The 26,071-nt window shown below is 67.9% G+C and carries 19 protein-coding genes; 6 read left to right on the forward strand and 13 right to left on the reverse strand.

Annotated features, from left to right (window positions below):
- Positions 1-3: 3 nt before the first annotated feature.
- The gene (purL, locus tag ACTWJ5_RS25290) at positions 4-3,900 is read right to left on the reverse strand and encodes a phosphoribosylformylglycinamidine synthase (RefSeq protein WP_444436782.1); all 3,897 of its coding nucleotides are present in this window, start codon (positions 3,898-3,900) and stop codon (positions 4-6) included.
- A gap of 315 nt (positions 3,901-4,215) precedes the next feature.
- On the opposite strand from purL, the gene mltF reads away from it, so the two are divergent.
- Complete coding sequence (gene mltF / locus ACTWJ5_RS25295; RefSeq protein WP_444436783.1) at positions 4,216-5,685, forward strand: membrane-bound lytic murein transglycosylase MltF; 1,470 nt, start codon at positions 4,216-4,218, stop codon at positions 5,683-5,685.
- Between the two features lie 304 nt (positions 5,686-5,989).
- Here the strand turns inward: mltF and tadA are convergent, their stop codons facing one another.
- Together tadA and ACTWJ5_RS25305 are read right to left on the reverse strand one after the other, a co-directional pair.
- Positions 5,990-6,508 carry a tRNA adenosine(34) deaminase TadA gene (tadA, locus tag ACTWJ5_RS25300; protein WP_444439656.1) on the reverse strand — a complete coding sequence of 173 codons (519 nt, stop codon included), beginning with the start codon at positions 6,506-6,508 and terminating at the stop codon, positions 5,990-5,992.
- Entirely contained in the window at positions 6,496-7,887 is a 1,392-nt protein-coding gene (locus ACTWJ5_RS25305; protein ID WP_249919022.1) for a multicopper oxidase family protein, read from the reverse strand. The genes tadA and ACTWJ5_RS25305 overlap by 13 nt, the downstream gene beginning before the upstream one ends.
- A gap of 209 nt (positions 7,888-8,096) precedes the next feature.
- Between ACTWJ5_RS25305 and ACTWJ5_RS25310 the strand changes: the two genes are divergently transcribed.
- Positions 8,097-8,882, forward strand: coding sequence for a crotonase/enoyl-CoA hydratase family protein (locus ACTWJ5_RS25310; protein ID WP_444436784.1), 786 nt, complete (start codon positions 8,097-8,099; stop codon positions 8,880-8,882).
- 83 nt (positions 8,883-8,965) lie between these two features.
- Here the strand turns inward: ACTWJ5_RS25310 and guaA are convergent, their stop codons facing one another.
- A complete protein-coding gene (gene guaA / locus ACTWJ5_RS25315; RefSeq protein WP_253389842.1) occupies positions 8,966-10,546 on the reverse strand; it encodes a glutamine-hydrolyzing GMP synthase in 1,581 nt (526 codons plus the stop codon).
- 101 nt (positions 10,547-10,647) lie between these two features.
- The gene (gene guaB, locus ACTWJ5_RS25320) at positions 10,648-12,117 is read right to left on the reverse strand and encodes an IMP dehydrogenase (protein ID WP_009616195.1); all 1,470 of its coding nucleotides are present in this window, start codon (positions 12,115-12,117) and stop codon (positions 10,648-10,650) included.
- A gap of 137 nt (positions 12,118-12,254) precedes the next feature.
- On the opposite strand from guaB, the gene xseA reads away from it, so the two are divergent.
- Together xseA and ACTWJ5_RS25330 are read left to right on the forward strand one after the other, a co-directional pair.
- Positions 12,255-13,634 (forward strand): exodeoxyribonuclease VII large subunit, encoded by a 1,380-nt coding sequence (xseA, locus tag ACTWJ5_RS25325; RefSeq protein WP_249919020.1) that lies wholly within the window; start codon positions 12,255-12,257, stop codon positions 13,632-13,634.
- A 328-nt stretch (positions 13,635-13,962) separates the two neighbouring features.
- On the forward strand, positions 13,963-14,799 hold the full coding sequence (locus tag ACTWJ5_RS25330) for a M23 family metallopeptidase (RefSeq protein WP_043271440.1): 837 nt from the start codon (positions 13,963-13,965) through the stop codon (positions 14,797-14,799).
- 3 nt (positions 14,800-14,802) lie between these two features.
- Here the strand turns inward: ACTWJ5_RS25330 and ACTWJ5_RS25335 are convergent, their stop codons facing one another.
- From ACTWJ5_RS25335 to ACTWJ5_RS25350, 4 genes are all read right to left on the reverse strand, one after another.
- Positions 14,803-15,210 carry a DUF6491 family protein gene (locus ACTWJ5_RS25335; protein WP_444436785.1) on the reverse strand — a complete coding sequence of 136 codons (408 nt, stop codon included), beginning with the start codon at positions 15,208-15,210 and terminating at the stop codon, positions 14,803-14,805.
- A gap of 102 nt (positions 15,211-15,312) precedes the next feature.
- Positions 15,313-15,825: a copper chaperone PCu(A)C gene (locus tag ACTWJ5_RS25340; RefSeq protein ID WP_253408048.1), complete on the reverse strand. Its 513-nt coding sequence runs from the start codon at positions 15,823-15,825 to the stop codon at positions 15,313-15,315.
- A gap of 117 nt (positions 15,826-15,942) precedes the next feature.
- Positions 15,943-18,054: a TonB-dependent copper receptor gene (locus ACTWJ5_RS25345; RefSeq protein ID WP_444436786.1), complete on the reverse strand. Its 2,112-nt coding sequence runs from the start codon at positions 18,052-18,054 to the stop codon at positions 15,943-15,945.
- 111 nt (positions 18,055-18,165) lie between these two features.
- Entirely contained in the window at positions 18,166-18,513 is a 348-nt protein-coding gene (locus ACTWJ5_RS25350; protein WP_444436787.1) for a DUF2946 domain-containing protein, read from the reverse strand.
- Positions 18,514-18,980: 467 nt separating this feature from the next.
- Between ACTWJ5_RS25350 and leuA the strand changes: the two genes are divergently transcribed.
- On the forward strand, positions 18,981-20,651 hold the full coding sequence (leuA, locus tag ACTWJ5_RS25355; protein ID WP_074978951.1) for a 2-isopropylmalate synthase: 1,671 nt from the start codon (positions 18,981-18,983) through the stop codon (positions 20,649-20,651).
- Between the two features lie 324 nt (positions 20,652-20,975).
- Here the strand turns inward: leuA and ACTWJ5_RS25360 are convergent, their stop codons facing one another.
- A complete protein-coding gene (locus tag ACTWJ5_RS25360; protein WP_249919015.1) occupies positions 20,976-21,311 on the reverse strand; it encodes a DUF5629 family protein in 336 nt (111 codons plus the stop codon).
- 65 nt (positions 21,312-21,376) lie between these two features.
- On the reverse strand, positions 21,377-22,243 hold the full coding sequence (gene dapA, locus ACTWJ5_RS25365) for a 4-hydroxy-tetrahydrodipicolinate synthase (RefSeq protein ID WP_444436788.1): 867 nt from the start codon (positions 22,241-22,243) through the stop codon (positions 21,377-21,379).
- Between the two features lie 343 nt (positions 22,244-22,586).
- Between dapA and ACTWJ5_RS25370 the strand changes: the two genes are divergently transcribed.
- Positions 22,587-23,540, forward strand: a complete 954-nt coding sequence (locus ACTWJ5_RS25370; protein WP_116422913.1) for an aldo/keto reductase — start codon at positions 22,587-22,589, stop codon at positions 23,538-23,540.
- A gap of 523 nt (positions 23,541-24,063) precedes the next feature.
- Here ACTWJ5_RS25370 and ACTWJ5_RS25375 read toward each other — a convergent pair.
- Together ACTWJ5_RS25375 and ACTWJ5_RS25380 are read right to left on the reverse strand one after the other, a co-directional pair.
- Positions 24,064-24,858, reverse strand: a complete 795-nt coding sequence (locus ACTWJ5_RS25375) for an amidohydrolase (RefSeq protein ID WP_074978958.1) — start codon at positions 24,856-24,858, stop codon at positions 24,064-24,066.
- Positions 24,846-25,994 (reverse strand): pyridoxal phosphate-dependent aminotransferase, encoded by a 1,149-nt coding sequence (locus tag ACTWJ5_RS25380; protein WP_074978961.1) that lies wholly within the window; start codon positions 25,992-25,994, stop codon positions 24,846-24,848. The genes ACTWJ5_RS25375 and ACTWJ5_RS25380 overlap by 13 nt, the downstream gene beginning before the upstream one ends.
- Between the last annotated feature and the right edge of the window lie 77 nt (positions 25,995-26,071).

Here is a 26,071-nt window from a genome sequence, read left to right on the forward strand (position 1 = left end):
GCCTCAGCCCACCCAGACGCGGGCATTGCGGAACATGCGCATCCAGCCGCCGTCTTCCTGCCACTCGTCCGGGCGCCAGGAGTTCTGCACGGCGCGGAACACCCGCTCCGGGTGCGGCATCATGATGGTCACGCGGCCGTCGCGGCTGGTCAGGCCGGTGATCCCGCGCGGCGAGCCGTTGGGGTTGGCCGGGTAGCTCTCGGTGACCTTGCCGTGGTTGTCGACGAAGCGCAGCGCCACGCAGCCGGACAGGTCCGACTCCAGCAGGGCTTCCTCACTCTCGAACTCCGCATGGCCTTCGCCGTGGGCGATGGCGATCGGCAGGCGCGAACCGGCCATGCCCTGCAGGAAGATCGACTGCGACTCCTGCACCTGGACCATGGCCACGCGCGCCTCGAACTGCTCGGAACGGTTGCGCACGAAGTGCGGCCAGAATTCGGTGCCGGGGATCAGCTCGTGCAGGTTGGACATCATCTGGCAACCGTTGCACACGCCCAAAGCGAAGCTGTCCTTGCGCTCGAAGAAGGCCTGGAAGCCGTCGCGGGCACGGGCGTTGAACAGGATCGACTTGGCCCAGCCCTCGCCGGCGCCGAGCACGTCGCCGTAGGAGAAGCCGCCGCAGGCCACCAGGCCCTTGAAGTCTTCCAGGCTGACGCGGCCGGCGAGGATGTCGCTCATGTGCACGTCAACCGCGGCGAAGCCGGCGCGGTCGAAGGCCGCGGCCATTTCCACCTGGCCGTTGACGCCCTGCTCGCGGAGGATCGCCACCTGCGGGCGCACGCCCTTCTTGATGTAGGGCGCGGCGATGTCGTCGTTGACGTCGAAGCTGAGCTTGGCGGACAGGCCGGGATTGTCCTCGGCCAGCAGGCCGTCGAACTCCTGGTCGGCGCACTCGGCGTTGTCGCGCAGGCGCTGGATCTGGTAGCTGGTTTCGCTCCAGATACGCTGCAGCAGGCGGCGCTCGGCGCTGTACACCGGCGCGCCGTTGAAGCCCAGCTCGATGGCGTCGCCGTTGACCGGCTGGCCGATCACCGCCACGCAGTCGCCCAGGCCGGCGGCGCTGAACTGCGCCAGCACTTCCGGGGTGGCCGCTTCGCGGACCTGGATGACCGCGCCCAACTCCTCGCTGAACAGCGCGGTATTGAGTTCCTCGCGGCTGGAAGCCAGGTCGTCGAGGCGCAGGGACAGGCCGCAGTGGCCGGCGAAGGCCATTTCCAGCACGCTGGCCAGCAGGCCGCCGTCGGAACGGTCGTGGTAGGCCAGCAGGTGGCCGTCGGCGTTGAGGCCCTGGATCACCGCGAAGAAGGCCTTGAGGTCCTCAGCGTCGTCGACGTCCGGGGCCTGCTGGCCGATCTTGCCGTAGGTCTGCGCCAGGATCGAGCCGCCCAGGCGGTTCTTGCCGCGGCCGAGGTCGATGAGGATCAGGTCGGTCTCGCCCTTGTCCAGGCGCAGTTGCGGGGTGAGGGTCTTGCGCACGTCGCCGACCGGGGCGAAGCCGGAGATGATCAGCGACATGGGCGCGGTGACGCTCTTCTCCACGCCCTCATCCTGCCAGCGGGTCTTCATGGACATGGAGTCCTTGCCCACCGGGATGGTGATGCCCAGCGCCGGGCACAGTTCCATGCCCACCGCCTTGACGGTGTCGTACAGGCGCGCGTCCTCGCCCGGGTGGCCGGCGGCGGCCATCCAGTTGGCCGACAGCTTGATGTCGGAGATCGCGCCGATGCTGGCGGCAGCCAGGTTGGTGATGGTCTCGCCGATGGCCATGCGGCCCGAAGCCGGGGCGTCGAGCAGGGCCAGCGGGGTGCGCTCGCCCATGGCCATGGCTTCGCCGGTGTAGACGTCGAAGCTGGTGGCGGTGACGGCGCAGTCGGCCACCGGCACCTGCCACGGGCCGACGAACTGGTCGCGGGCCACCAGGCCGGTGATGGTGCGGTCGCCGATGGTGATCAGGAAGCTCTTGCTGGCCACGGCCGGGTGGCGCAGCACGCGCTCGGTGGCTTCACCCAGGTCCAGGGCGGCGGCGCTGAAGTCATCGCCGATCTCGGCTTCGCGGGCGACCGAGCGGTGCATGCGCGGCGGCTTGCCGAGCAGCACGTCGAGCGGCATGTCCACCGGCTTGTTGCCGAAGTGGCTGTCGGCGACGGTCAGGTGCTTCTCCTCGGTGGCCTCGCCGACCACGGCGAACGGGCAGCGCTCGCGCTCGCAGATGGCCTTGAAGGTCTCGAAGTCGGCGGCGTCCACCGACATCACGTAGCGTTCCTGCGACTCGTTGCACCAGATTTCCAGCGGGCTCATGCCCGGCTCGTCGTTGGGCACCGCGCGCAGTTCGAAGCGGCCGCCGCGGCCGCCGTCGTTGATCAGTTCCGGCAGGGCGTTGGAGATGCCGCCGGCGCCGACGTCGTGGATGAACTTGATCGGGTTGTTCGCGCCCAGTTGCCAGCAGCGGTCGATGACCTCCTGGCAGCGGCGTTCCATTTCCGGGTTCTCGCGCTGCACCGAGGCGAAGTCCAGGTCGGCGGCGGAAGCGCCGGTGGCCATAGAGGAAGCCGCGCCGCCGCCCAGGCCGATGAGCATGGCCGGGCCGCCGAGCACGATGAGCTTGGCGCCGACGCTGATCTCGCCCTTCTGCACATGGTCTTCGCGGATGTTGCCCAGGCCACCGGCGATCATGATCGGCTTGTGGTAGCCGCGCACTTCCTCGCCGCGCGGGGTGGCCACGGCCTGCTCGAAGGTGCGGAAGTAGCCGGTCAGGTTGGGACGGCCGAATTCGTTGTTGAACGCGGCGCCGCCCAGCGGGCCTTCGATCATGATGTCCAGCGCGGTGACGATGCGCTCGGGCTTGCCGTAGGGCACTTCCCAGGGCTGCTCGAAACCGGGGATGTTCAGGTTGGAGACGGTGAAGCCGACCAGGCCGGCCTTGGGCTTGGCGCCGCGGCCGGTGGCGCCTTCGTCGCGGATTTCGCCGCCGGAGCCGGTGGAGGCGCCGGGGAACGGGGCGATGGCGGTCGGGTGGTTGTGCGTCTCGACCTTCATCAGGATGTGCACCGGCTCTTCGCTGGCGCCGTACTGGCGGGTCTCGGAGTTCGGGTAGAAGCGCCCGGCGACCGAGCCCACCATGACCGCGGCGTTGTCCTTGTACGCGGACAGCACGCCTTCGCGGTGCATTTCATAGGTGTTCTTGATCATGCCGAACAGGCTCTTGTCCTGGGCCTGGCCGTCGATGTCCCAACTGGCGTTGAAGATCTTGTGGCGGCAGTGCTCGGAGTTGGCCTGGGCGAACATCATCAGCTCGACGTCGTGCGGGTTGCGGCCCAGCTCGACGAAGCTCTTCACCAGGTAGTCGATCTCGTCCTCGGCCAGGGCCAGGCCCAGCTCCAGGTTGGCCTTCTCCAGCGCGGTGCGGCCGCCACCGAGGATGTCGACCACGGTCAGCGGCTTGGGCTGGGCGTGGCTGAACAGGCCGGCGGCCTCTTCCATCTGGTTCAGCACCAGTTGCGTCATGCGGTCGTGCAGGCGCGCGGCGATGTGCGCGGCGTCGGCCTCGGACAGCTCGCCGGCGACGTAGTAGGCGATGCCGCGCTCGATGCGCTCAAGCTTCGCCAGGCCGCAGTTGTGGGCGATGTCGGTGGCCTTGCTGGACCACGGCGAGATGGTGCCGAAGCGCGGCACCACCAGGAACAGCCGGCCCTTGGGCTCCTGCACCGGCACGCTCGGGCCGTACTTGAGCAGCCGTCCGAGCACCTGTTCCTCATCGGCGGTCAGCACGCCACTGACCTCGGCGAAATGCGCAAACTCGGCGTACAGCCCGGTGACAGCGGGTACCTGCCGGGTCAGCAGGTCGAGCAGTTTGCCGTGGCGGAAGGCGGAAAGGGCGGGAGCGCCGCGCAGGATCAGCATTGTCGGAACAGCCTCTGGAGACAGGGGAATTCGCAGGGCCGGGAGGGCCGGCCCGCAGAGGCCGTGCATTCTACCGTAAAGCATGCCCCGGCGGCACCTGCAGCTCGGCCGACGGCAAGGGCTTTCTGCCATTGGGCGGGGGAGCGGCGCCATTCATCTTCGAACGCTTTCGAACAGGCTCGCCGCACGCCCGCTCCAGGCGTGCCCCGGGGCCCCTGACCGGAGTCTGGCACGGCCTCTGAAACGAAGCTGCTAGCAGAGATGCCCCGAGCTGTCCAGATATTGGGCTCCGCGACCTTGGCGTATACTGCGCCGATGTTTGCCCTGAACCCGTCACGCGTGCGCTCCGCCGTATGGATCCTGGCGACCTGTATCTTTCTGCTGCTCTCCGGCTGTAGCGAGGCGAAAGTCCCGACAGTCCTGGAGCGAGTGCAGAAGGACGGCGTGCTGCGCGTGATAACCCGCAACAGCCCGGCCACCTACTTCCAGGATCGCAACGGCGAGACCGGCTTCGAATACGAGCTGGCCAAGCGCTTCGCCGATCACCTGGGGGTGAAGCTGCAGATGGAGACCGCCGACAACCTCGACGACCTCTACAGCAAGCTCGGCCAATCCGGCGGCCCCGACCTGGCCGCCGCCGGCCTCACCCCCGGCGGCGAGCGGGAGATCTCCGTACGCTTCTCGCACTCCTACCTGGACGTCACCCCCCAGGTGGTCTACCGCAATGGCGACCCGCGCCCCACCCGCCCGGACGACCTGGTCGGCAAGCGCATCGTGGTGCTCAAGGGCAGCAGCCACGCCACGCAGCTGGCCGAGCTGAAGAAGAAGTATCCGAAGCTGGAGTACAAGGAATCCGACGCCGACGAGATGGTCGACCTGCTGCGCATGGTGGACGTCGGCGACATCGACCTGACGCTGATCGACTCCAACGAGCTGGCGATGAACCAGGTCTACTTCCCCAACGTGCGCGTGGCCTTCGACTTCGGCGACGCCCGCGGCCTGGCCTGGGCCTTGCCCGGCGGGACGGACGACAGCCTGTACGCCGAGGTCAACAAGTTCCTCGACAAGGTCAAGCAGGACGGCACCCTGCAGCACCTGAAGGACCGCTACTACGGCCACGTCGACGTGCTCGGCTACGTCGGCGCCTACACCTTCGCCCAGCACCTGCAGCAGCGCCTGCCGCGCTACGAAACGCACTTCAAGCAGATCGCCCAGACGCTGAAGATGGACTGGCGCCTGCTCGCCGCCATCGGCTACCAGGAATCCATGTGGCAGCCCGACGCCACCTCCAAGACCGGCGTGCGCGGCCTGATGATGCTGACCAACCGCACCGCCCAAGCCATGGGCGTGTCCAACCGTCTAGACGCCAAGCAGAGCATCCAGGGCGGCGGCAAGTACTTCGACCAGATCCGCGACGAGTTGCCGGACAGCATCAAGGAGCCGGACCGCAGCTGGTTCGCCCTGGCCTCCTACAATATCGGCAGCGCCCACCTCGACGACGCCCGCAAGCTGGCCCAGCAGGAAGGCCTGAACCCGGACAAGTGGCTGGACGTGAAGAAGATGCTGCCGCGCCTGTCGCAGAAGCAGTGGTTCCGCAAGACCCGCTACGGCTACGCCCGCGGCGGCGAGACCGTGCATTTCGTGCAGAACGTGCGGCGCTACTACGACATCCTCACCTGGGTGACCCAGCCGCAGCTCGAAGGCGGCCAACTGGCCGAAAGCGGCCTGCACCTGCCCGGGGTGAACAAGACCCGCCCCAGCGAAGAGCCTGACGAGAAGCTCTGAAGCGCAGAGCATCGCGGACGGAGTCCCCTACGAGGGAACTCCATGCCTCACGACAACTGTAGGAGCGGGCCCTGCCCGCGATTTCGCGCGCAGGGCGCGCTCCTGCATGGGAATGGCGCGAGCGGGCAGCGTAGGAGCGGATCTCATCCGCGAATCGCGCCGAGGCCTCCGGCAAACACAACACCCGTAGGATGGTGTTGAGCGAAGCGATACCCATCACCTCGGCGCATTCGGCAAGACAGTTTTCAGGAATGCACTATCGTAGGAGCTGACTCCGTCCGCTATTCGCGTAGGACGCCGCGCCCTATCCCTTGCGCCTTGCCTTAAAGAAAGCCGACAACATCGCACTGCACTCCTCCGCCAGCACCCCACCCTCCACCAGCACCTTGTGGTTGAGGAAATCCTGGGCAAAGAACTCCCCCCGGCTGACCACCACCCCCGACTTGGGCTCAGCGGCGGCATAGACCAGGCGCTGGATGCGCGCATGCACCAGCAGGCCGGCGCACATGCTGCAGGGCTCCAGGGTGACGTAGAGGGTGCTGCCGGGCAGGCGGTAGTTGCCGGCCGCCGCCGCGGCCTCACGGATGGCGATCATCTCGGCATGGGCACTGGGGTCGTGGGCAGTGATCGGCTGGTTGAAGCCACGCCCGATGACCTGGCCCTCCAGCACCAGCACGGCGCCCACCGGCACCTCGCCCAGGGCCGCGCCCTGCTCGGCCAGGGCCATGGCCTCGCGCATGAACTCACGATCGCGACTGCGGTCGATCACCGGGGCCAGCCCCTTCACCGTCGGGTGGCCCTTGCTGTTGGTCAGCCGCACCAGGCGTCACCCACGGCGATGGTGCCCATCAGGCCGGTCTCCATATGGTCGATGACGTGGCAGTGGAACATCCACAGGCCAGGGTTGTCCGCCACCAGCGCCACCTTCGCGCTCTCGTTCTTGCCCAGCAGGTAGGTATCACTGTAGTACGGGATGATCTTGCGGCGGTTGGACGCCAGCACCTTGAAGGTCATGCCGTGCAGGTGGATCGGGTGCTGGTACTGCGTCAGGTTGCGCAGGGTGAAGATATAGCTCTTGCCCAGCTCCAGCTTGGCCAGCGGCGGCGCGTTGTGCTTGTGCTCCTCGCCGCCCTGCCAGGCCACGCCGTTGATCTGCCACAGCGACGGGGTCGCCTGGCCCTTGGAGTAGTCGGTCATGGCGCCCACCCACTCGAACTTGAAGTCGATGGTCTCGGCCTTGTCCAGGTCCGGCTCGCTCACCGGGTTGTGCGGCAGCGCCGGCGGCCATTCGGCGGAACCACCCTGCAGCGGCGCCACGCCGCGCACCGTGCCCAGGCGCACCACGCCGTCGCGCAGGGACAGCTCCTGGCCCTCGGCCGGACCGCGGATGGCCAGCTCCAGGCGCATGCCCGGGCCGATCCAGTATTGCTCGTCGAGGTCCCGCGGCTCCACCGGGTGGCCGTCAATGGCGTAGATCTTCGCCTCGCTGCCCGGCAGGTTGAGCCGGTAGGTCACGGTGTTGTCGATGTTGAGGATGCGCACGCGGGTCACCTGGCCGGCGGGCAGCTCGATCACCGGCACGTGCTCGCCGTTGATGGTCGACAGACTGCCGCGGGTGCCCTCGCGAGCGGCCTCGCGCGGCACGCTGAAGGCGGTGAAGGCGCCCTGCTCGTCCACGTGCCAGGTCTTCAGGCAGAGGATTCTCTCGTGGCTGAAGCCGCTGGGCTCGCGCTCGTCGATGATCAGCGGGCCGACCAGGCCGCGGCCCAGCTGCTCGCTGCTCATCAGGTGCGGGTGGTACCAGTAGCTGCCGGCGTCGGGGGTCTTGAACAGGTAGACGAAGCTCTGCCCCGGCTGCACCGGCGGCTGCGAGATGTAGGGCACGCCGTCCATCTCGATGGGCAGGCGGATGCCGTGCCAGTGGATGGTGGTCGGCTGGTCCAGCTTGTTGGTGAAACGCACGCGCAGCCAGTCGCCCTGGCGGGCGCGGATCTCGAAGCCGGGGAAGCGGTTGCCGTAGAGCAGCGCCGGGGTCTTGTGCCCGGGCACCAGCTCCAGGTCCATGGGCGCGGCGATCAGTTCGTAGTCGTGCTCCGCGGTCACCTGCGGGCGCGCCAGCCATAGACGCGCGCCGCCGGCGCCGAGGCCGACCACGGCGAGGCCGGCGATGCCACCCAGTACCTGTCTGCGGGTAAAGCTCATGTCTCCCCCAACCCCTGCGGGTATCTCGCAAATGCAAGATTTTCTCATTTTCCCGGTGGCAAGGCGAGCACGAAGGCGCTGCGCGATGTCGCATCCCGGGCAACCGCAGCAAATGCCTGACAGACATGGACAGCCACGCCACGGAAGGCTATCTGAATAACTTCGCTTCCACGGCGATACACCGCCATTGACGACGAGAGAGACGAGGCATGAGCCAGAAACTGAAGGTGGAACGCAAGGGCCATGTGCTCTGCATCGGGCTGAACCGCCCGGAGAAGTACAACGCCATGGACGTGGAGCTGTACCTGACGCTGGCCGACGCCTACGGTGAACTGCAACGCGACGACGAACTGCGCTGCGGCCTGCTCTACGGCGAAGGCAAGCACTTCTGCGCCGGCCTGGAGCTGGACAAGTGGGGCCCGCAGTTCGCCAGCGGCCGCTTCCCCGAACTGCCTCCAGGCGCCTGCGACCCCTTCGGCCTGGACCCGGCTCGGCGGGTGGCCAAGCCGATCGTGGTCGCTGCCCGCGGCGTCTGCTTCACCGCCGCCCTGGAACTGATGCTGGCCGCCGACGTGCGCATCGCCGCGGAAGATGCCCGCTTCGGCCAGATCGAGGTCAAGCGCGGCATCTATGCCGTGGGCGGCGCGACCATCCGCTTCGTGCAGAACATCGGCTGGGGCAACACCATGCGCTACCTGCTCACCGGCGACGAATTCGACGCCCGGGAAGCCCACCGCATAGGCCTGGTGCAGGAAGTGACGGCCCCCGGCGAGGAATTTGCCGCAGCCCTGGCCATAGCCGAACGCATCGCCCGCCAGGCCCCGCTGGGCGTGCGCGCCACCCTGGCCAGCGCGCGCCTGGCCCTGGCCGAAGGCGAGACGGAAGCCGCCCGCCGCCTGCTGCCGGACCTGCAACCGCTGATGGGCAGCGAGGACGTCAAGGAAGGCGTCGCCTCCTTCCTCGAACGCCGCGAGGCGAACTTCGTCGGCCGCTGAAACGACGACGGGGCGGCGTGGATGACCACGACCGCCCCGTCTTCCAGTTGCCGGCGCCGCTCAGCGGCGCCGGCGTGCTGGGATCACTCCCACTCGATGGTCGCCGGCGGCTTGCTCGACACGTCGTAGGTGACGCGGGAGATGCCTTCGATCTCGTTGATGATGCGGTTGCTGACCTTCTCCAGCAGCTCGTAGGGCAGGTGCGCCCAGCGTGCGGTCATGAAGTCGATGGTTTCCACCGCGCGCAGGGCCACGACCCAGGCGTAGCGGCGGCCGTCGCCGACCACGCCGACGGATTTCACCGGCTGGAACACCACGAAGGCCTGGCTGGTCTTGTGGTACCAGTCGAAGTTGCGCAGTTCCTCGATGAAGATGTGGTCGGCGCGGCGCAGCAGGTCGGCGTATTCCTTCTTCACTTCGCCGAGGATGCGCACGCCCAGGCCCGGGCCCGGGAACGGGTGGCGGTAGACCATGTCGTAGGGCAGACCCAGTTCCAGGCCGATCTTGCGCACTTCGTCCTTGAACAGCTCGCGCAGCGGCTCGACCAGTTCGAACTGCATGTCTTCGGGCAGGCCGCCGACGTTGTGGTGCGACTTGATCACGTGGGCCTTGCCGGTCTTGGCGCCGGCCGACTCGATCACGTCGGGGTAGATGGTGCCCTGGGCCAGGAACTTCACGTCCTGCAGCCTGGTGGCTTCCTCGTCGAAGACCTCGATGAAGGTCTTGCCGATGATCTTGCGCTTCTGCTCCGGATCGGACTCGCCAGCCAGGCGGCCGAGGAACTTGTCTTCGGCGTTGGCGCGGATCACCTTGACGCCCATGTTCTCGGCGAACATGGCCATCACCTGGTCGCCCTCGTGCAGGCGCAGCAGGCCGTTGTCGACGAAGACGCAGGTCAGCTGGTCGCCGATGGCCTTGTGCAGCAGGGCCGCGACCACCGAGGAGTCGACGCCGCCGGACAGGCCCAGCAGCACCTTGGCGTTGCCCACCTGGGCGCGCACGGTGGCGATGGCGTCGTTGACGATGTTCGACGGCGTCCACAGGGCTTCGCAGCCGCAGATGTCCAGCACGAAGCGCGAGAGGATGCGGCCGCCCTGCTTGGTGTGGGTCACTTCCGGGTGGAACTGCACGCCGTAGTAGCCGCGAGCGTCGTCGGCCATGGCGGCGATCGGGCAGCTCGGGGTGCTGGCGAGGATGTGGAAGCCCTCGGGGATGTCGGTGACCTTGTCGCCGTGGCTCATCCATACGTCGAGGCCGAGCACGCCGTCTTCATCGACGTGGTCCTCGATGCCGTCCAGCAGGCGCGCCTTGCCGACCACGTCGACGCGGGCGTAGCCGAACTCGCGCAGGTCCGAACCCTGCACCTTGCCGCCCAGCTGCTCGGCCATGGTCTGCATGCCGTAGCAGATGCCGAACAGCGGCACGTTCAGGTCGAACACCGCCTTGGGCGCCCGCGGGCTGTCCAGCTCGTGCACCGACTCCGGGCCGCCGGCCAGGATGATGCCGCGCGGGGCGAAGGCGCGGACGTCGTCGTCGCTCATGTCGAATGGGTGGATTTCGCAGTACACGCCGATCTCGCGCACGCGGCGGGCGATCAGCTGGGTGTACTGGGAACCGAAGTCGAGGATCAGGATCCGGTGGGCGTGGATATCTTGATGGGCCATTTTCTTCCCCTGGGGAAATGGCTGAAGGCTGAAGGCTGAAGGCTGAACGAAAGAGCAATCTCGTCCAGCCTCCAGCCTCCAGCCTCCAGCGAAAGAGCGGTTTAGCCGACGCGGTAGTTCGGCGCTTCCTTGGTGATCTGCACGTCATGCACGTGGGATTCGGCCATGCCGGCGCCGGTGATGCGCACGAACTGCGGCCGGGTGCGCATGTCCTGGATGTCGGCGCTGCCGGTGTAGCCCATGGCGGCGCGCAGGCCACCCATCAGCTGGTGGACGATGGCGGTCAGCTGGCCCTTGTACGGGACGCGGCCTTCGATGCCCTCGGGGACCAGCTTCTCGGCGCCGGCGGAGGCGTCCTGGAAGTAGCGGTCGGAGGAGCCGGTGGCGCCAGCCATCGCACCCAGGGAGCCCATGCCGCGGTAGGACTTGTAGGAACGGCCCTGGAACAGCTCGATCTCGCCCGGAGCCTCTTCGGTACCGGCGAACATGGAGCCCATCATCACGCAGTAGGCGCCAGCCACCATGGCCTTGGCCAGGTCGCCGGAGAAGCGGATGCCGCCGTCGGCGATCAGCGGAACGCCGGTGCCTTCGAGGGCGGCGGCGACGTTGGCGATGGCCGAGATCTGCGGCACGCCGACGCCGGCGACGATGCGGGTGGTGCAGATGGAGCCCGGGCCGATGCCGACCTTGACCGCGTCGGCGCCGGCGTCGGCCAGGGCCTTGGCGGCTTCGCCGGTGGCGATGTTGCCGCCGATCACCTGGACCTGCGGGAAGGTTTCCTTCACCCAGCGCACGCGATCGATCACGCCCTTGGAGTGGCCGTGGGCGGTGTCCACCACCACTACGTCGACGCCGGCGGCGACCAGCGCGGCGACGCGCTCGGCGGTATCGGCGCCGGTGCCGACGGCGGCGCCGACGCGCAGGCGGCCCTGCTCGTCCTTGGACGCCAGCGGGTAGGTCTTGGCCTTCTCGATGTCACGGAAGGTGACCAGGCCGGTGAGGCGGAACTGCTCGTCGACCACCAGCATCTTCTCGATGCGGTTCTCGTACAGCTTGGCCTTGATCTCTTCCAGGGCGGTACCTTCGCGGGCGGTGATCAGCTTGTCCTTGGGCGTCATGATCGCCGCCACGCTGTCGCCGACGTTCGGCTTCACGCGCAGGTCGCGGCCGGTGACGATGCCCACCAGCTCACCCTCTTCCACCACCGGGAAGCCGGAGAAGCCGTATTCGCGGGCGATCTGCAGCAGCTCGATGATCTTGGTCGAGGGCGTCACGGTGACCGGGTCGCGAACGATGGCGGTCTCGTGCTTCTTGACCTTGCGCACCTCGGCAGCCTGCTGCTCGATGCCCATGTTCTTGTGGATGATGCCGATACCGCCTTCCTGCGCCATGGCGATCGCCAGGCGGGATTCGGTCACGGTATCCATGGCGGCGGACACCAGCGGGATGTTCAGTTCGATGCCCCGGGTCAGGCGAGTCTTCAGACTCACGTCCTTGGGCAGGACCTCGGAGTAACCGGGGATGAGGAGGACGTCGTCGAACGTCAGGGCTTCTTGGCTGATGCGCAGCATGGCGAGGGCTCCCACACGGGAAAATGGAAGCGCGGCATTATACCCCAGCTTCACGCTCGGGCTCAACGCGCCCGACCGCTGGATTCGCGGGTTTCGCGCTGGCCCTCGGCAAGGCCCCGGGCTTATCATCCAGCGCCATGTTCAATGACCCTTTCCAACGGCTGGGCCTCGACCGCGAGGTGCTGACCGTCAGCCAGCTCAACCAGCGCGCCCGCCAGCTCCTGGAGGACGTGTTCCCGCAGGTGTGGGTGGAAGGCGAGATCTCCAACCTCGCCCGCCCCGCCTCCGGGCACATCTATTTCACCTTGAAGGACGGCAACGCCCAGGTGCGCTGCGCGCTGTTCCGCCAGCACGCCCTGCGCGTGCGCCAGGCCCTGCGCGACGGCCTGGCGGTCAAGGTGCGCGGCAAGGTCTCGCTGTTCGAGGGCCGCGGCGACTACCAACTGATCGCCGACGCCGTCGAACCGGCCGGTGACGGCGCCCTGCGCCTGGCCTTCGAGGCACTGAAGCAGAAGCTCGCCACCGAGGGCCTGTTCGCCGCCGAGCGCAAGCGGCCGCTGCCGGCCCATCCGCGGCGCATCGGCATCGTCAGCTCGCCCACCGGCGCGGTGATCCGCGACATCATCAGCGTGTTCCGCCGCCGCGCGCCGCAGGTCGAGCTGACCCTGGTGCCCACCGCGGTGCAGGGCCGCGAGGCCACCGCGCAGATCGTCCGCGCCCTGAAGCTGGCCGATGCGCGCGGTTTCGACGCCATCATCCTGGCCCGCGGCGGCGGCTCGCTGGAAGACCTCTGGTGCTTCAACGAGGAAGTCGTGGCCCGCGCCATCGCCGCCTGCGCCACGCCGGTGGTCAGCGCCGTGGGCCACGAGACCGACGTTTCCATCAGCGATTTCGTCGCCGACGTCCGCGCGCCCACGCCCTCGGCCGCCGCCGAGTTGCTGGCGCCGCACGCCGGCGACCTGCAGCAGCGCCTGGACGGCCTGCGCCGCCGGTTGATCCTGCGCATCCAGGACCGCCTGACCCGCGAGCGCCTGCGCCTGGAAGGCACCGCCCGGCGCCTGCGCCACCCCGGCGAGCGCCTGCGCCAGCAGGCCCAGCGCCTGGACGACCTGGACATGCGCCTGCGCCGCGCCTTCGAGCGCCAGCTGCAGGTGCGCCAGGAACGCATCGGCCGCCTGCAGACGCGCCTGCAGGCACAGCACCCGGGCCGCGCCCTGGCGCTGCTGCGGCAGAAACTCGACAGCCTGGCCGCGCGCCTGCCCCACGCCACCCGGGCGATCCTCCGCGAGCGCCGCCAGCGCCTCGACGGCCTGGCCCAGAGCCTGCACATCGTCAGCCCGCTGGCGACCCTCGGGCGCGGCTACAGCATCCTCCTCGACGAGCGCGGCCAGGCCATCCGCCGCGCCGCCCAGGCCCAGCCCGGCCAGCGTCTGACCGCGAAACTGGGCGAAGGCCAACTGGAAGTGCGGGTGGAAGACAACCACCAGGCCCCGGTCACCCTCTCGCTGCTGGACTGACCTGGGCCTTGGCTGTGACATGCGCCGAAATCGCGGACGGAGTCCGCTCCTACGTTTCCAAGAAGCACGGCTCTTCGTAGGATGGTGTTGAGCGAAGCGATACCCATCACCACGACCGCATGGGTTTCGCAGGCTCAACCCATCCTACGAAGAGCCCTCCGGTGCAAGATTGCCCCGTAGGATGGCGTTGAGCGGAGCGATACCCATCACCCCGGCGCAGCCGGCAAGACAGTTGCGCCTACAGGGACTGACGAATAACCGCCAACGGTTACACGCCCGACGTTCGTGCCATGTAGACTGCCGGCTTTACCGGATTTACGGAAAGCCCATGTTCCGCGTCTTCTGCCTGCTGTTCGCCACCCTTCTCGCCCTGCCCGCCCATGCCGAGGGTTTCATCAGCCGTACCCTGAACAAGCCGGTGCCCGGCGGCGTCGCCGTGGTCCAGCTGGGCAGCGCGGGGCCGGCGCCGAGCGCCAGCTACCAGGGCAAGCCGGTGCTGGTGGTGCGCGAGGAAGGCCGCGACTGGATCGCCGTGGTCGGCATCCCACTCAGCGTCAAGCCGGGCCAGCAGCAGCTCCAGGTGAAGCAGGCCGGCGCCAGCCGCAGCCTGCCGTTCCAGGTCGGCAGCAAGCACTACCGCGAGCAGCGCATCACCCTGAAGAACACCCGCCAGGTCAACCCGCTGCCCGAGGACCTCAAGCGCATCAACCGCGAACTGGCCGAGCAGACCGCCGCCTACCGCAGCTTCAGCCCCGGCACGCCGAGCAACCTGGTGCTGGACAAGCCGGTCAACGGCCCGCTCTCCAGCCCCTTCGGCCTGCGCCGCTTCTTCAACGGCGAGGAACGCAACCCGCACTCCGGGCTGGACTTCGCGGTGCCCGCCGGCACGCCGATCAAGGCCCCGGCGGCGGGCAAGGTGATCCTCATCGGCAACTACTTCTTCAATGGCAACACCGTGTTCGTCGACCATGGCCAGGGCTTCATCAGCATGTTCTGCCATATGTCGAAGATCGACGTGAAGCTCGGCGACCAGGTCCCGCGCGGCGGCGTGGTCGGCCGCGTCGGCGCCACCGGCCGGGCCACCGGGCCGCACATGCACTGGAACGTCAGCCTCAACGACGCCCGCGTCGACCCGGCGATCTTCATCGGCGCCTTCAAGCCCTGAGGTTCATTCTGCGCGGCTGGGCACCCGCTCCAGACGATAGAGCTCGCCGATCAGGCAGGGCTCGGGGATACCGCTCGAGTCGTACGAGAGAATGCGGTCGAGCCTGGTCACCGCTCCCACCGTGCTGCTGATGTTCAGGCGGTTGCTGAACGACAGGTTGTCGCACGGCGAGGAGAAGGCCACCAGGTAGCGCCGGCCGGGCGCGTGGCCGAGGACGATGTGGCCCTTGTCGAGGTATTCCCAGCCCTGGGTTTCCCACACCGGGATCGACTTGACCGTCTCGCCCTGGCGGTAGCCGAGGCGTTCCAGGTGCTGGTCGAGGGGCAACGGGTCGTTGCGCAGCCCGGACTGGCTGCAGGCGGCCAGCAGGACGGCAACCGCCAGCATGGCGGCACTGCGGACATTGCGCATGCTCACCTCCCGGCCACGGATGGGTGGCCCATGTCGAGCCGAAACCGGCCCGGCTCCATTTTCCCACCCTGGGAAAAGGCCGGCGCGCGGCCGGCCGGACGGTCAGTTCATCTTCATCCCGGGCATGTCGTGACCCGACATATCGTGGCCGGACATGCCGTGCTCACCCGCCTCGGGCGCCTGTTTCTGCACCTGCACCTCGACCTTGAGGTCGCCGGCCTGCTGGAAGTGCAGGGTCACAGGGAAGCGCTCGCCGTCGACCAGCGGCTTCTTCAGGCCGAACAGCATCAGGTGGTAATGGCCCGGGGCGAAGGTGACAGTGCCGCCGGCGGGGATGTCCACGCCGTCGACCTTCTGCATCTTCATCATGCCGTCCTTCATCTGGTGCTCGTGGACCTCGGCGCTGGCCGCGCGCTCGGTGTCGGCGCCGAGCAGGCGGTCGGCCGCCTTGCCGTGGTTGTGCACGACGAAATAGGCCGCGCCGTTCTCCGAATTGGCCGGCAGCAGCAGCGACCAGGGGTGCTCGACATCGAGGTCGCCGGCCTTGTATTCGTGGGCCAGCAGCGGGGTGGAGAAGGACAGCATGGCCGCCAGGGCCAGGAGGGTCTTGCGCATGTTGGAAACTCCTAACGATCTCATGGGCCGCCCGTCGAGCGGGCGGCTTCGCCGGGGGCTCGGTCAGCATAGCTGCTGGGCGCCCCCGCTCATACCGGCGGCCGCGGCCGCCGGGGTTCAGAAGCTGAAGTCCACCTTGGTCCAGAGCGTACGGCCCGGTTCGCGAATCGCCTGGGGATCGTTCGCCGGGTAGCCGAAGCCGGCGTTGCCGGCGAGGTTCAGGTGCTCGGCGTAGTCCTTGTCGAACAGGTTGTCGACGCCGGTGCTGACCTTGAAGTGCTTGTTCACGCGGTACGCGGCGTTGAGCGAGAAGACGCCGAAGCCGGCGCTCTCGTCGAAGTCCTTGCCGACCACGTTGCCCTGCCCCTCGGCCACCCGCCCCTGCTTCGCCACCAGGCGCCACAGGGCGCCGGCGCTCCAGTCGCCCTGCTCGTAGGTCAGGCCCAGGCGGGTTTCCAGCGGCGGCATCTGCGGCAGCGCTCGGTCGTCGCTGGTGTTCTTGCCCCAGGCGTAGGCCAGGGTGGCGTCGGTCTTCCAGTTCGGCGCCAGTTGGTAGGCCGCGCCCAGTTCACCGCCCATGATGCGTGCGTCGACGTTGGTCGCCTGGGACGTTGCCCCCATCATGCCGCCGCTGGTGTAGGTGAACAGGATGTAGTCGCGGATCTCGCCGACGTAGCCCGAAGCCCAGGCCTTGAGCTTCTCGCCCTCGTACTGGGCGCCGAAGTCGAGCTGGGTGGTCTTTTCCGGCTTGATGGCGTCGAAGGCGTTGGCCGAGCCGGCCGGGCCCATGTTCGGGGAAAACAGCTCCCAATAGTCAGGGAAGCGCTGCACATGGCCGAGGCCGGCGTAGAGCGTGGTGGGCGAGTCGGCCAGGTCGTGCTCGTAGCGCAGGAAGCCGCTGGGTAGGGTGTCGGCGCGGGTGTCGTCGGCCGTGGGGTTGGGCCGCATCATCATTCCCGAGCCGGTGGTCTGCCGGTAGTCCTTGGCCGAGGCGCGGTCCAGCCGCGCGCCGGCGATCACCCGGTCGCGCTCGGCGGCGTACCAGGTCAGCTCGGCGAAGGCGCCGTAGTTGTGGAAGGTCGCGTCCTTGCTCCACGGCACCTCGTCGTAGGCGCCGATGCCCATGGCGCTGCGCTGGCGGTGCTCGCTGCTCTGGGCGTCGACGCCGGAGATCAGCTTGAAGTCGTCCCAGCGCCAGGTGGCCGCCAGGCGCCCGCCGAGGGTGCGGCGGTCGACGTTGGAGGCCATGGGCCCGGCCATCATGCCGGTGCCCGAGGGCGTGCGCAGGCTGTAGTTGTCCATCACGTGATCGGCGTAGTTGTAGTAGACCTGCGCCTCCAGCTTGTCGAGCACGCCGCCGAGGTTGGACTTCTCGAAGCGCAGGCCCAGGCTCTCGCGCTTGAACTGCGAGCCGTCCATGCCGCGCCCGGCGTAGCGTGCCTCGCCGTCGCCCTTGCCGGCGGTCAGCTCGACCAGGGTGTCGGCGTCCGGCGTCCAGCCCAGGGCGACGTCGCCGTTCCACTTGTTCCAGCGCGAGGGCACGGTGTTACCGCCGCCGTCCTCGTAGTCGTCGGACTGCGAGCGGTTGCCGGTGAAGCGCAGGTAACCCTCGGGGCCGCCGGCGGCTGCGTCCAGCACGCGGTCGAAGCGGCCGTTGGAGCCGGCCACCAGGCTGCCGTTTATCCGCGTGCCCAGCTCGCCGAAGCGCTCCGGCTCGCGGTCGAAGCGGATGGTCCCGGCCGAGGCGCCGGGGCCCCAGATCACGGTTTCCGGGCCCTTGACCACGGTGAGCCGGTCGTAGGTCTCCGGGGATATATAGGAAGTGGGCGCGTCCATCCGCGCCGGGCAGGCGCCGAGCATCACGCCGCCGTTGGTGAGGATGTTCAGCCGCGAGCCGAACATGCCGCGCAGCACCGGGTCGCCATTGCTGCCGCCGTTGCGGATGGCGGAGAAGCCGGGGATGGTCTTCAGGTAGTCGGCGCCGTCGCTGGCCGGGATCGGCTGGCGCGCCTGCTTCGGGTCGGTGACCACGGTCAGCGGCGAACTCTGCGCCACCGCGGTGATGACGCTGGGTTGCAGTTCGATGGCGTGGTGGCCGGCGTGCGGGTCGTCGGTCTCGTCGGCGCGTACGGACGGGGTCAGGCCGACGATGCCGCCGAGGGCGGTGAGTGCGCAAAGGGTGCGCAGGTGCGCCGGGCGAACGCGCCCGCGCAGGAAGAGTCTGGACATGCGAAATTCCATGATCAATGACGATGTTCTTCTGGCCAGGCACGGCGGATGCGCACGGAGGAAGGTTCCTCTGCGCGATGGCGACTTGCGCTGGCTACGGCGAAAGAAGGGTCAGGCGGTCATGGACGGTGGCGCGCGCGAACGGGCGCCGGGGAAGATCGGCGAAGGCGGGATGGATTGTTCGATGACGACCTGGGGCGCCGGGGCGGCCCCGGGCAGGTCGGCGGAGAGCGCCAGGCGCGGGGTTTCCAGCGCCGGGCTGTGGAGCAGCAGGCCGCAGTAGCCGCACTTCTCCATGAAGTGGTCGGCGGAGAAGCCCTGCTGCGCGGCATCGGAGCCATGGTGGCCGCCGCGCATCTGTTCGGAGCAGGCCATGTCCTCCATCCCGGCCATCGCCGGCATGGGGTGGTCCATGGGCATGGACTGCGACAGCAGCGGGCCGAGGTGGATCATCAGCATGGCGAAGAGCGCCAGCCAGATGCCCGTGCCTTGTCCTGTGCCTCGCCGTCTGCGACCTGTCACTGGAAGTCCCCGAATCGATTGGCGGCGTTTTACCCTGCCGGGCCGATGGGCGCAATTCGCCGATGGCTCAATGCTGTGCGGCATGGAGACGCATCGGAGAGTAAGGCAGAAAAAGCGCTTCGCAATTCCTTGCGCAATAAAGCTCACATACGAGCATAAAATCTCGTTTAGTTTTATTGATCGACGATTACTACCAATTTTTCCACAATGCTTGCCATCCACCCCCAAAGCGCACTAGGGTGGGCGCTATGAAAACCGCACACACCCTCATCCTGCTTCGCCAACACGCCTGCCTGCGCCTGGTCAGCCCGCGACTGCGTGGCTGAATCCGTTTCCCGGCTTCACCTCTTCATCTTTCTACCGCGCAGGGCCGCCGCTGGCCCGGAAGAACAAGGATTCCGCCCATGACCATGCTCAAAGACCCGTCGAAGAAATACCGTCCCTTCACCCCGATCACCCTGCCCGACCGCACCTGGCCGGACAAGATCATCGACCAGGCGCCGATCTGGCTGAGCACCGACCTGCGCGACGGCAACCAGTCGCTGATCGAGCCGATGGACGCCGAGAAGAAGATGCGCTTCTTCAAGTGCCTGGTGCAGGTCGGCCTGAAGGAAATCGAAGTGGGCTTCCCGTCCGCCTCGCAGACCGACTTCGACTTCGTCCGCGAGCTGATCGAGGGCGGCCACATTCCCGATGACGTCACCATCCAGGTGCTGACCCAGGCCCGCGACGACCTCATCGAGCGTACCTTCGAATCCCTGAAGGGCGCCAAGCGCGCCATCGTGCACTACTACAACGCCTGCGCGCCGAGCTTCCGCAAGATCGTCTTCAACCAGGACAAGGAAGGCGTCAAGCAGATCGCCATCGCCGCCGGCAAGACCATCAAGCGCCTGGCCGCCGCCGCGCCGGAAACCCAGTGGGGCTTCGAGTACTCCCCCGAGGTGTTCAGCTCCACCGAGACCGACTTCGCCGTCGAGGTGTGCAACGCGGTGATCGACGTGTTCCAGCCGACCCCGGCCAACCGCCTGATCCTCAACCTGCCGGCCACCGTCGAGTGCGCCACGCCGAACAACTACGCCGACCAGATCGAGTGGTTCGGCCGCCACATCGACAAGCGCGACAGCGTGATCATCAGCCTGCACACCCACAACGACCGCGGCACCGGCGTGGCCGCCTCGGAGCTGGCGCTGATGGCCGGCGCCGACCGCGTGGAAGGCTGCCTGTTCGGCAACGGCGAGCGCACTGGCAACCTCTGCCTGGTGACCATGGCGCTGAACATGTACACCCAGGGCATCAACCCGGGGCTGGACTTCTCCGACATCGACGCCGTGCGCAAGGTGGTGGAAGAGTGCAACCAGATTCCGGTGCACCCGCGTCACCCCTACGTCGGCGACCTGGTCCACACTGCCTTCTCCGGCTCCCACCAGGACGCCATCCGCAAGGGCTTCGCCCAGCAGAAGGACGACGCCGTGTGGGAAGTGCCCTACCTGCCGATCGACCCGGCCGACATCGGCCGCAGCTACGAGGCGGTCATCCGCGTCAACAGCCAGTCGGGCAAAGGCGGCATCACCTTCCTGCTCGAACAGGAATACGGCATCAGCCTGCCGCGCCGCATGCAGATCGAGTTCAGCCAGGTGGTGCAGAACGAGACCGACCGTCTCGGCCTGGAAATGACCGCCGAGCAGATCTACAACCTGCTGCAGAGCGAGTACCTGCAAGCCGTCTCGCCGTTCGGCCTGAAGAACTACCGCCTGCAGGAAGAGAACGGCATCTGCGCCATCGACATCGACGTCACCCACAAGGGCGAGCAGCACCGCTGGCACGGCAAGGGCAAGGGCACCCTGGAAGCCCTGGTCGCCGCGCTGCCGGTGGACGTCGAGATCATGGACTACAACGAGCACGCCATCGGCGCCGGCACCAACGCCCGCGCGGCAGCCTACATCGAGCTGCGCGTCGAAGGCGGCCGCTCGCTGCACGGCATCGGCATCGACGAGAACATCACCACCGCCAGCTTCCGCGCCCTGTTCAGCGCGCTGAACCGCGCCGTGACCCTGGGCCAGGCGAAAGCCGCCTGAACCCGCCGGTGATGTGAAAAAGGGGCCTTCGGGCCCCTTTTTTCATCTTCTCGGTCAGGCTGCGCCGAAGCGCTCTTCGTAGGAGCGAGCTTGCTCGCGAACCAAGCCCGGCTCCGTGACCGCCCGGTTCGCGAGCAAGCTCGCTCCTACGAGAAGCCGTGCTCACCTGCTACGTAGGACCTTGTCCGCGATAGCCGGGCATCTCGGCGCGGATCGCGGATGAGATCCGCTCCTACGCTGCCCCACCCGCACCATTCCCATGTAGGAGCGCGCCCTGCGCGCGATATCGCGGGCAGGGCCCGCTCCTACAGGGAGACGCCATGCCTACTCGTCGTCGCCGCTGGCGCTCACCGCGCCCAGGCAGCGCAGGCGGTGCTCGCTGCCGTTGGATTGCAGCGTCCAGCTGTCGTCGCTGGCCTCGTACCGGGCTTCCATCACCTCGTTGTAGGTGAACTGCCAGCGCCGCTTGTCGCGGCCGTCGACCACCTCCACGCGCAGCACCACGTCTTCGCTGGCGAAGGCCTGGCCGGCTTCGGCGGCGATCTCGGCGCGGTCCAGCAGGTCTTCGTCGAGGCTGAATTCCCAGGCGTGCAGGCCGTCCAGTTCGAGCATGTCGGTCAGTTCGAGCTGGTCCAGCAGATAGAGGGTTTCTTCGGACATTTTTCGTATTCCCGGTGAGACAGGCCGCCATCATAGAGCAAAGCCCCGCCGGCGGCCCTCCCCGCCTAGTCGGCCAGTGCAGCCAGCACGCCGCGCAGACGCTCGACGGTGGCCGCCGAGCAGGGCTGCATGGGCTCGCGCAGTTCGTCGGCGATCAGCCCCTGCAACGCCAGGGCGGCCTTCAGCGGTGCCGGGTTGGGCTCGACGAAGGCAGCCTGCATCCACGGCAGCAGGCGCAGGAAGGTGCTCCGCGCGCCGGCCAGGTCGCCCGCCTCCGCCTGGCGCTGCATGCGCACGTAGAGGTCGGCGCGCACGTGGGCGGACGCGGAGATGGCCCCGGCGCCGCCCAGGCACAGGTTGGCGAAGATCTGCAGATCCTCGCCGGCCAGCACTTCGACGTCGCCGTCGGCGATCAGCGCCAGGGTGGTCTCGAAGTCGCCGCTGCAGTCCTTGATCGCGACGATGCGCGGGTGGCGGACGATGCGCCGCAGGGTCTCGCGCTCGATGCGCACGCCGGTGCGGTAGGGAATGTCGTAGAGCACCACGGGCACGCTGGCGGCGTCGGCCACGGTCTGGAAGAACGCCTCCAGGCCCTGCTGCGACGGGCGGATGTAGTAAGGCGCCGGCACCAGCAGGCCAGCCACGGGGCGGCGCTGGATTTCCTGCTGGAAGGCCAGCAACTCGCGCAGGTTGTTGCCGGCCAGGCCCATGATCACCTGCTGCGGCGGCACCCACTGCAGCACGGCGTCGAGCACCGCCAGCTGCTCCTCATGGCTGAGCGCGGCGGCCTCGCCGGTGGTGCCGCAGACCACGAAGCCGGCGACGCCGTCCTCCAGCAACCTGCCCACCAGGCCGCGCAGGGCGGCGAAGTCGATTTCCCCGGCACGCAAGGGCGTGGCCAGGGCCACCCAGATCCCACGAAACGTAGACATGCGAAAAACTCCTTGTGGCTGACCGTCTGGTCGCCGTCAGGGAGGGTGCGGGATGCAAGCGGGGGAAGATCGACCTGGCGCCTGGTTGTCCTGTCAGCCCATCTGACGGGACAGCGCGCCCCGGTCAAATGAGCGACTGTTTCTTCGATTTCTTGGCAACGGCGACGCACGCGCAGGCCGGGGCGAAAGAGCCCGGGAGCGGCAGCGAGTGGTCGGAGTTGGCGAACATGGGAAGTCCGTTGCGCGAATCAGGCACCGAATATGCTCAACGTCGGACTTGGCTGTCAACCTTCTCCTAGGGTCTATGCTGGTTCAACCACACCGCAGTATGGAGAAGTGACAGGTGAACTCTCGCGAACTGGGCCGCTCCGGGCTGGCCATTCCGCCGCTGGTGTTCGGCGGCAACGTCTTCGGCTGGAGCGCCGACGAGGCGACCTCCTTCCGCCTGCTCGACGCCCTGCTGGACGCCGGGCTGAACTGCATCGACACCGCCGACGTATACTCGCGCTGGGTGCCCGGGCACAAGGGCGGCGAGTCCGAGGCCATCATCGGCAAGTGGATGAAGCAGCGCGGCAACCGCAGCAGGATGATCATCGCCACCAAGGTCGGCATGGACATGGGCAACGGCCACAAGGGCCTTTCCGCGGCCTACATCGAACAGGCCGTGGAGCACTCGTTGCAGCGCCTTCAGACCGACTACATCGACCTCTACCAATCCCACTGCGACGACACCCACACCTCCCTGGAAGAAACCCTCGGCGCCTACGCCGAGCTGGTTAAGAAGGGCAAGGTGCGCGTCATCGGCGCCTCCAACTACGACGGCCGGCGCCTGCGCGAGGCCCGCGAAGTGGCCGAGCACCTGCACATGCCCAGCTACCAGAGCCTGCAGCCGAACTACAACCTCTACGACCGCGCCGACTACGAGACGCGCCTGGAACCGACGGTGCGCGAACTGGGCATCGGCGTCATCCCCTACTACGGCCTGGCCGGCGGCTTCCTCAGCGGCAAGTACCGCAGCGAGGCCGACCTGGACAAGAGCCCGGCGCGGGCGGACAAGGTCAAGGGCTACCTGAACGAGCGCGGCGTGACCATCCTCGTGGCCCTGGACGAAGTGGCAGAGGAATACGACGCCACCCCGGCCCAGGTGGCCCTGGCCTGGCTGATCGCCCGCCCGGGCATCACCGCGCCCATCGCCAGCGCCTCCAACCTGGAGCAGTTGCCGGACCTGGTCGCGGCGACGCGGCTGCAATTGAGCCAGGAGGATATCCACCGGCTGGATGCGGCGAGCGCCTATTAAGGCGCCAGCCGGGTAGCCGATGATCGCGGATGGAGTCCGTTCCTACATCACCGGCTGGCGGCGTCTTTCGTAGGAGCGAGCTTGCTCGCGAACCGCATGGCACCGCGTTTGTTCGCGAGCAAGCTCGCTCCTACGAAGAGCATCTCGGCACAGGGTGCAGGACAGTTGCTCCTACAGAGGGGCACGATGCCCGGAGGTCCCGGCGCGATTCGCGGATGGGATCCGCTCCTACGACACCGCCCGACCATGCCATTTCCATGTAGGAGCGAGCTTGCTCGCGAACGGTGCTTACCGGCGACAACTGTGTTGTGGGTTACTCCGCTCCCTCTCCCCAATCCTCTCCCGCAAGCGGGAGAGGGGGCTGTCCGGCATGGGCGCAAGGTTCGGCATCAACCTGTAGGAGCGCGCCCTGCGCGCGATTCGCGGGCAGGGTCCATTCCGGACCAGAGCGTAGGAGCGGATTTATCCGCGATGGGTATCGCTTCGCTCAACACCATCCTACGAAAAGCGTCTACCTACAGCCTCAGGGCTCGATGACGAAGTGGTCGGCGTCGAGGTAGGCCGGGAAGCGTTCGCGGTAGGCGGCCAGCGCCTGGGCCGAGAGGCTGGCGTGGAACACGCCGTCGCCATTGGTCGCTTCCAGCAGCGCTTCGCCCTGGAAGTCCAGCACCTGGCTGTCGCCGGCATAGGCGTGGCCCTTGCCGTCCTCGCCCACGCGGTTCACCGCCGCCACGTAGCACAGGTTCTCGATGGCCCGCGCCGGCAGCAGGCGGTTCCAGTGCAACCGGCGGGCGGCCGGCCAGTTGGCGGTGTAGAGCAGCAGGTCGGTGTCCTGCGCGTCGCGGCTCCAGGCCGGGAAGCGCAGGTCGTAGCAGACCAGCGGGCGCACCCGCCAGCCCTTCCACTCCAGCAGCACCTGGCGCTCGCCCGGCGTGTAGTGCTTGTGCTCGCCGGCCATGCGGAACAGGTGGCGCTTGTCGTAGTGCAGGATCTCGCCGTCCGGGCGGGCCCAGAGCAGGCGGTTGCGGTGGCTGCCGTCGGCGGCGCGGACGATCACGCTGCCGGTCACCACCGCGTCCAGGCGCGCGGCCTGGTGGCGCAGCCAGGCGTAGGTTTCGCCCTCCTCCGCCTCGGCCAGGGCCTCGGAATCCATGGAGAAGCCGGTGGTGAACATCTCCGGGAGGATGACGATGTCGGCGCCGCGGGCCTGTTCCAGCAGCGCGTCGAAATGCGCGCGGTTGGCCGGCGCGTCGTGCCAGGCCAGGGTGGTCTGCACCAGGGCCAGGTTGAGGTCGGGCAGTTGGCTCAGATCGCGCATAGCTTGTCCGCCGCCTGGCGCAGCGTCTCCTCTTTCTTGGCGAAGCAGAAGCGCACCAGGCGCATGTCCGCCGGGGCCTGCTGGTAGAACACCGAGACCGGGATGGCCGCCACGCCGTGTTCGCGGGTCAGCCACTCGGCCATGGCGACGTCGTCCAGGTCCGGGCGGATCGCCGAGTAGTCGACCACCTGGAAGTAGGTGCCGGCGGCGCGCTGGAAGCTGAAGCGCGAACCGTTCAGCAGGTCGCAGAACAGGTCGCGCTTGGCCTGATAGAAGCCCGGCAGCTCGCGCAGGTGCTCGGGGTGCGCGGCCATGAAGTCGGCCAGCGCCCACTGCAGCGGGGTGACGCCGCAGAAGTTCACGTACTGGTGGATCTTGCGCATTTCCGCCGACAAAGCCTGCGGCGCCACCACGTAGCCGGTCTTCCAGCCGGTGACGTGGTAGGTCTTGCCGAAGGAGCTGACCACGAAGGCGCGGGCGTAGAGTTCGTCATGGGCCAGCACGCTGGCGTGCTGCACGCCGTCGTAGATCAGGTGCTCGTAGACCTCGTCGCTGATGACGTAGATCTCGCGCTCGCGGATCAGCGCCGCCAGGCGGTCCAGGTCGGCGCGGTCGATCAGCGCGCCGCTGGGATTGTGCGGGCTGTTGAGGAAGATCAGGCGGGTGCGCGGGGTGATGGCGTCGGCCAGGCGCTGCCAGTCGATGCGGAAGTCCGGCAGGTTCAGCGGCACGTGCACGCAGCGGCCACCGGCCAGTTCCACCGAGGGTTCGTAGCTGTCGTAGCAGGGGTCGAGGACGATGGCCTCGTCGCCGGGGCGGATCAGCGCCTGCACGGCGCAGAAGATCGCCTCGGTGGCGCCGGGGGTGATGGTCACCTCGGCGTCGGCGCTGACGTTGCGCCCGTAGAAGGCGGCGACCTTGGCCGCTACCTGCTCGCGCAGCGCCGGCAGGCCGGTCATCGGGCAGTACTGGTTGTGCCCGGCCATGACGTGGCGGGCCACGGCTTCGCGCAAGGCGGCGGGGCCGTCGAAGTCGGGGAAGCCCTGGGACAGGTTGAGCGCGCCGCACTCGGCGGCGAGCTGCGACATGCGGGTGAAGATGGTGGTGCCGACGTTGGGCAGTTTGCTGGCGAGCATAGCGGTTCCTAATAAAAGCCGATAAAGCCGATTAAGAGCGCTGGAGGCTTGAGGCTGGACGAAATACAGAGCACCGG

It is taken from the genome of Pseudomonas sp. A6 (assembly GCF_052367875.1).
Classification (GTDB): domain Bacteria; phylum Pseudomonadota; class Gammaproteobacteria; order Pseudomonadales; family Pseudomonadaceae; genus Pseudomonas; species Pseudomonas citronellolis.

Coding starts and splice junctions, on each gene's coding strand:
- purL (WP_444436782.1), bottom strand. CDS start 3,900: ATGCTGATCCTGCGCGGCGCTCCCGCCCTTTCCGCCTTCCGCCACGGC.
- ACTWJ5_RS25375 (WP_074978958.1), bottom strand. CDS start 24,858: ATGCGCGATCTGAGCCAACTGCCCGACCTCAACCTGGCCCTGGTGCAG.
- leuA (WP_074978951.1), top strand. CDS start 18,981: ATGACCATGCTCAAAGACCCGTCGAAGAAATACCGTCCCTTCACCCCG.
- ACTWJ5_RS25310 (WP_444436784.1), top strand. CDS start 8,097: ATGAGCCAGAAACTGAAGGTGGAACGCAAGGGCCATGTGCTCTGCATC.
- ACTWJ5_RS25380 (WP_074978961.1), bottom strand. CDS start 25,994: ATGCTCGCCAGCAAACTGCCCAACGTCGGCACCACCATCTTCACCCGC.
- ACTWJ5_RS25305 (WP_249919022.1), bottom strand. CDS start 7,887: ATGAGCTTTACCCGCAGACAGGTACTGGGTGGCATCGCCGGCCTCGCC.
- mltF (WP_444436783.1), top strand. CDS start 4,216: ATGTTTGCCCTGAACCCGTCACGCGTGCGCTCCGCCGTATGGATCCTG.
- ACTWJ5_RS25350 (WP_444436787.1), bottom strand. CDS start 18,513: ATGCTGATGATCCACCTCGGCCCGCTGCTGTCGCAGTCCATGCCCATG.
- ACTWJ5_RS25340 (WP_253408048.1), bottom strand. CDS start 15,825: ATGCGCAAGACCCTCCTGGCCCTGGCGGCCATGCTGTCCTTCTCCACC.
- dapA (WP_444436788.1), bottom strand. CDS start 22,243: ATGTCTACGTTTCGTGGGATCTGGGTGGCCCTGGCCACGCCCTTGCGT.
- ACTWJ5_RS25360 (WP_249919015.1), bottom strand. CDS start 21,311: ATGTCCGAAGAAACCCTCTATCTGCTGGACCAGCTCGAACTGACCGAC.
- ACTWJ5_RS25330 (WP_043271440.1), top strand. CDS start 13,963: ATGTTCCGCGTCTTCTGCCTGCTGTTCGCCACCCTTCTCGCCCTGCCC.
- xseA (WP_249919020.1), top strand. CDS start 12,255: ATGTTCAATGACCCTTTCCAACGGCTGGGCCTCGACCGCGAGGTGCTG.
- guaB (WP_009616195.1), bottom strand. CDS start 12,117: ATGCTGCGCATCAGCCAAGAAGCCCTGACGTTCGACGACGTCCTCCTC.
- ACTWJ5_RS25345 (WP_444436786.1), bottom strand. CDS start 18,054: ATGTCCAGACTCTTCCTGCGCGGGCGCGTTCGCCCGGCGCACCTGCGC.
- ACTWJ5_RS25335 (WP_444436785.1), bottom strand. CDS start 15,210: ATGCGCAATGTCCGCAGTGCCGCCATGCTGGCGGTTGCCGTCCTGCTG.
- guaA (WP_253389842.1), bottom strand. CDS start 10,546: ATGGCCCATCAAGATATCCACGCCCACCGGATCCTGATCCTCGACTTC.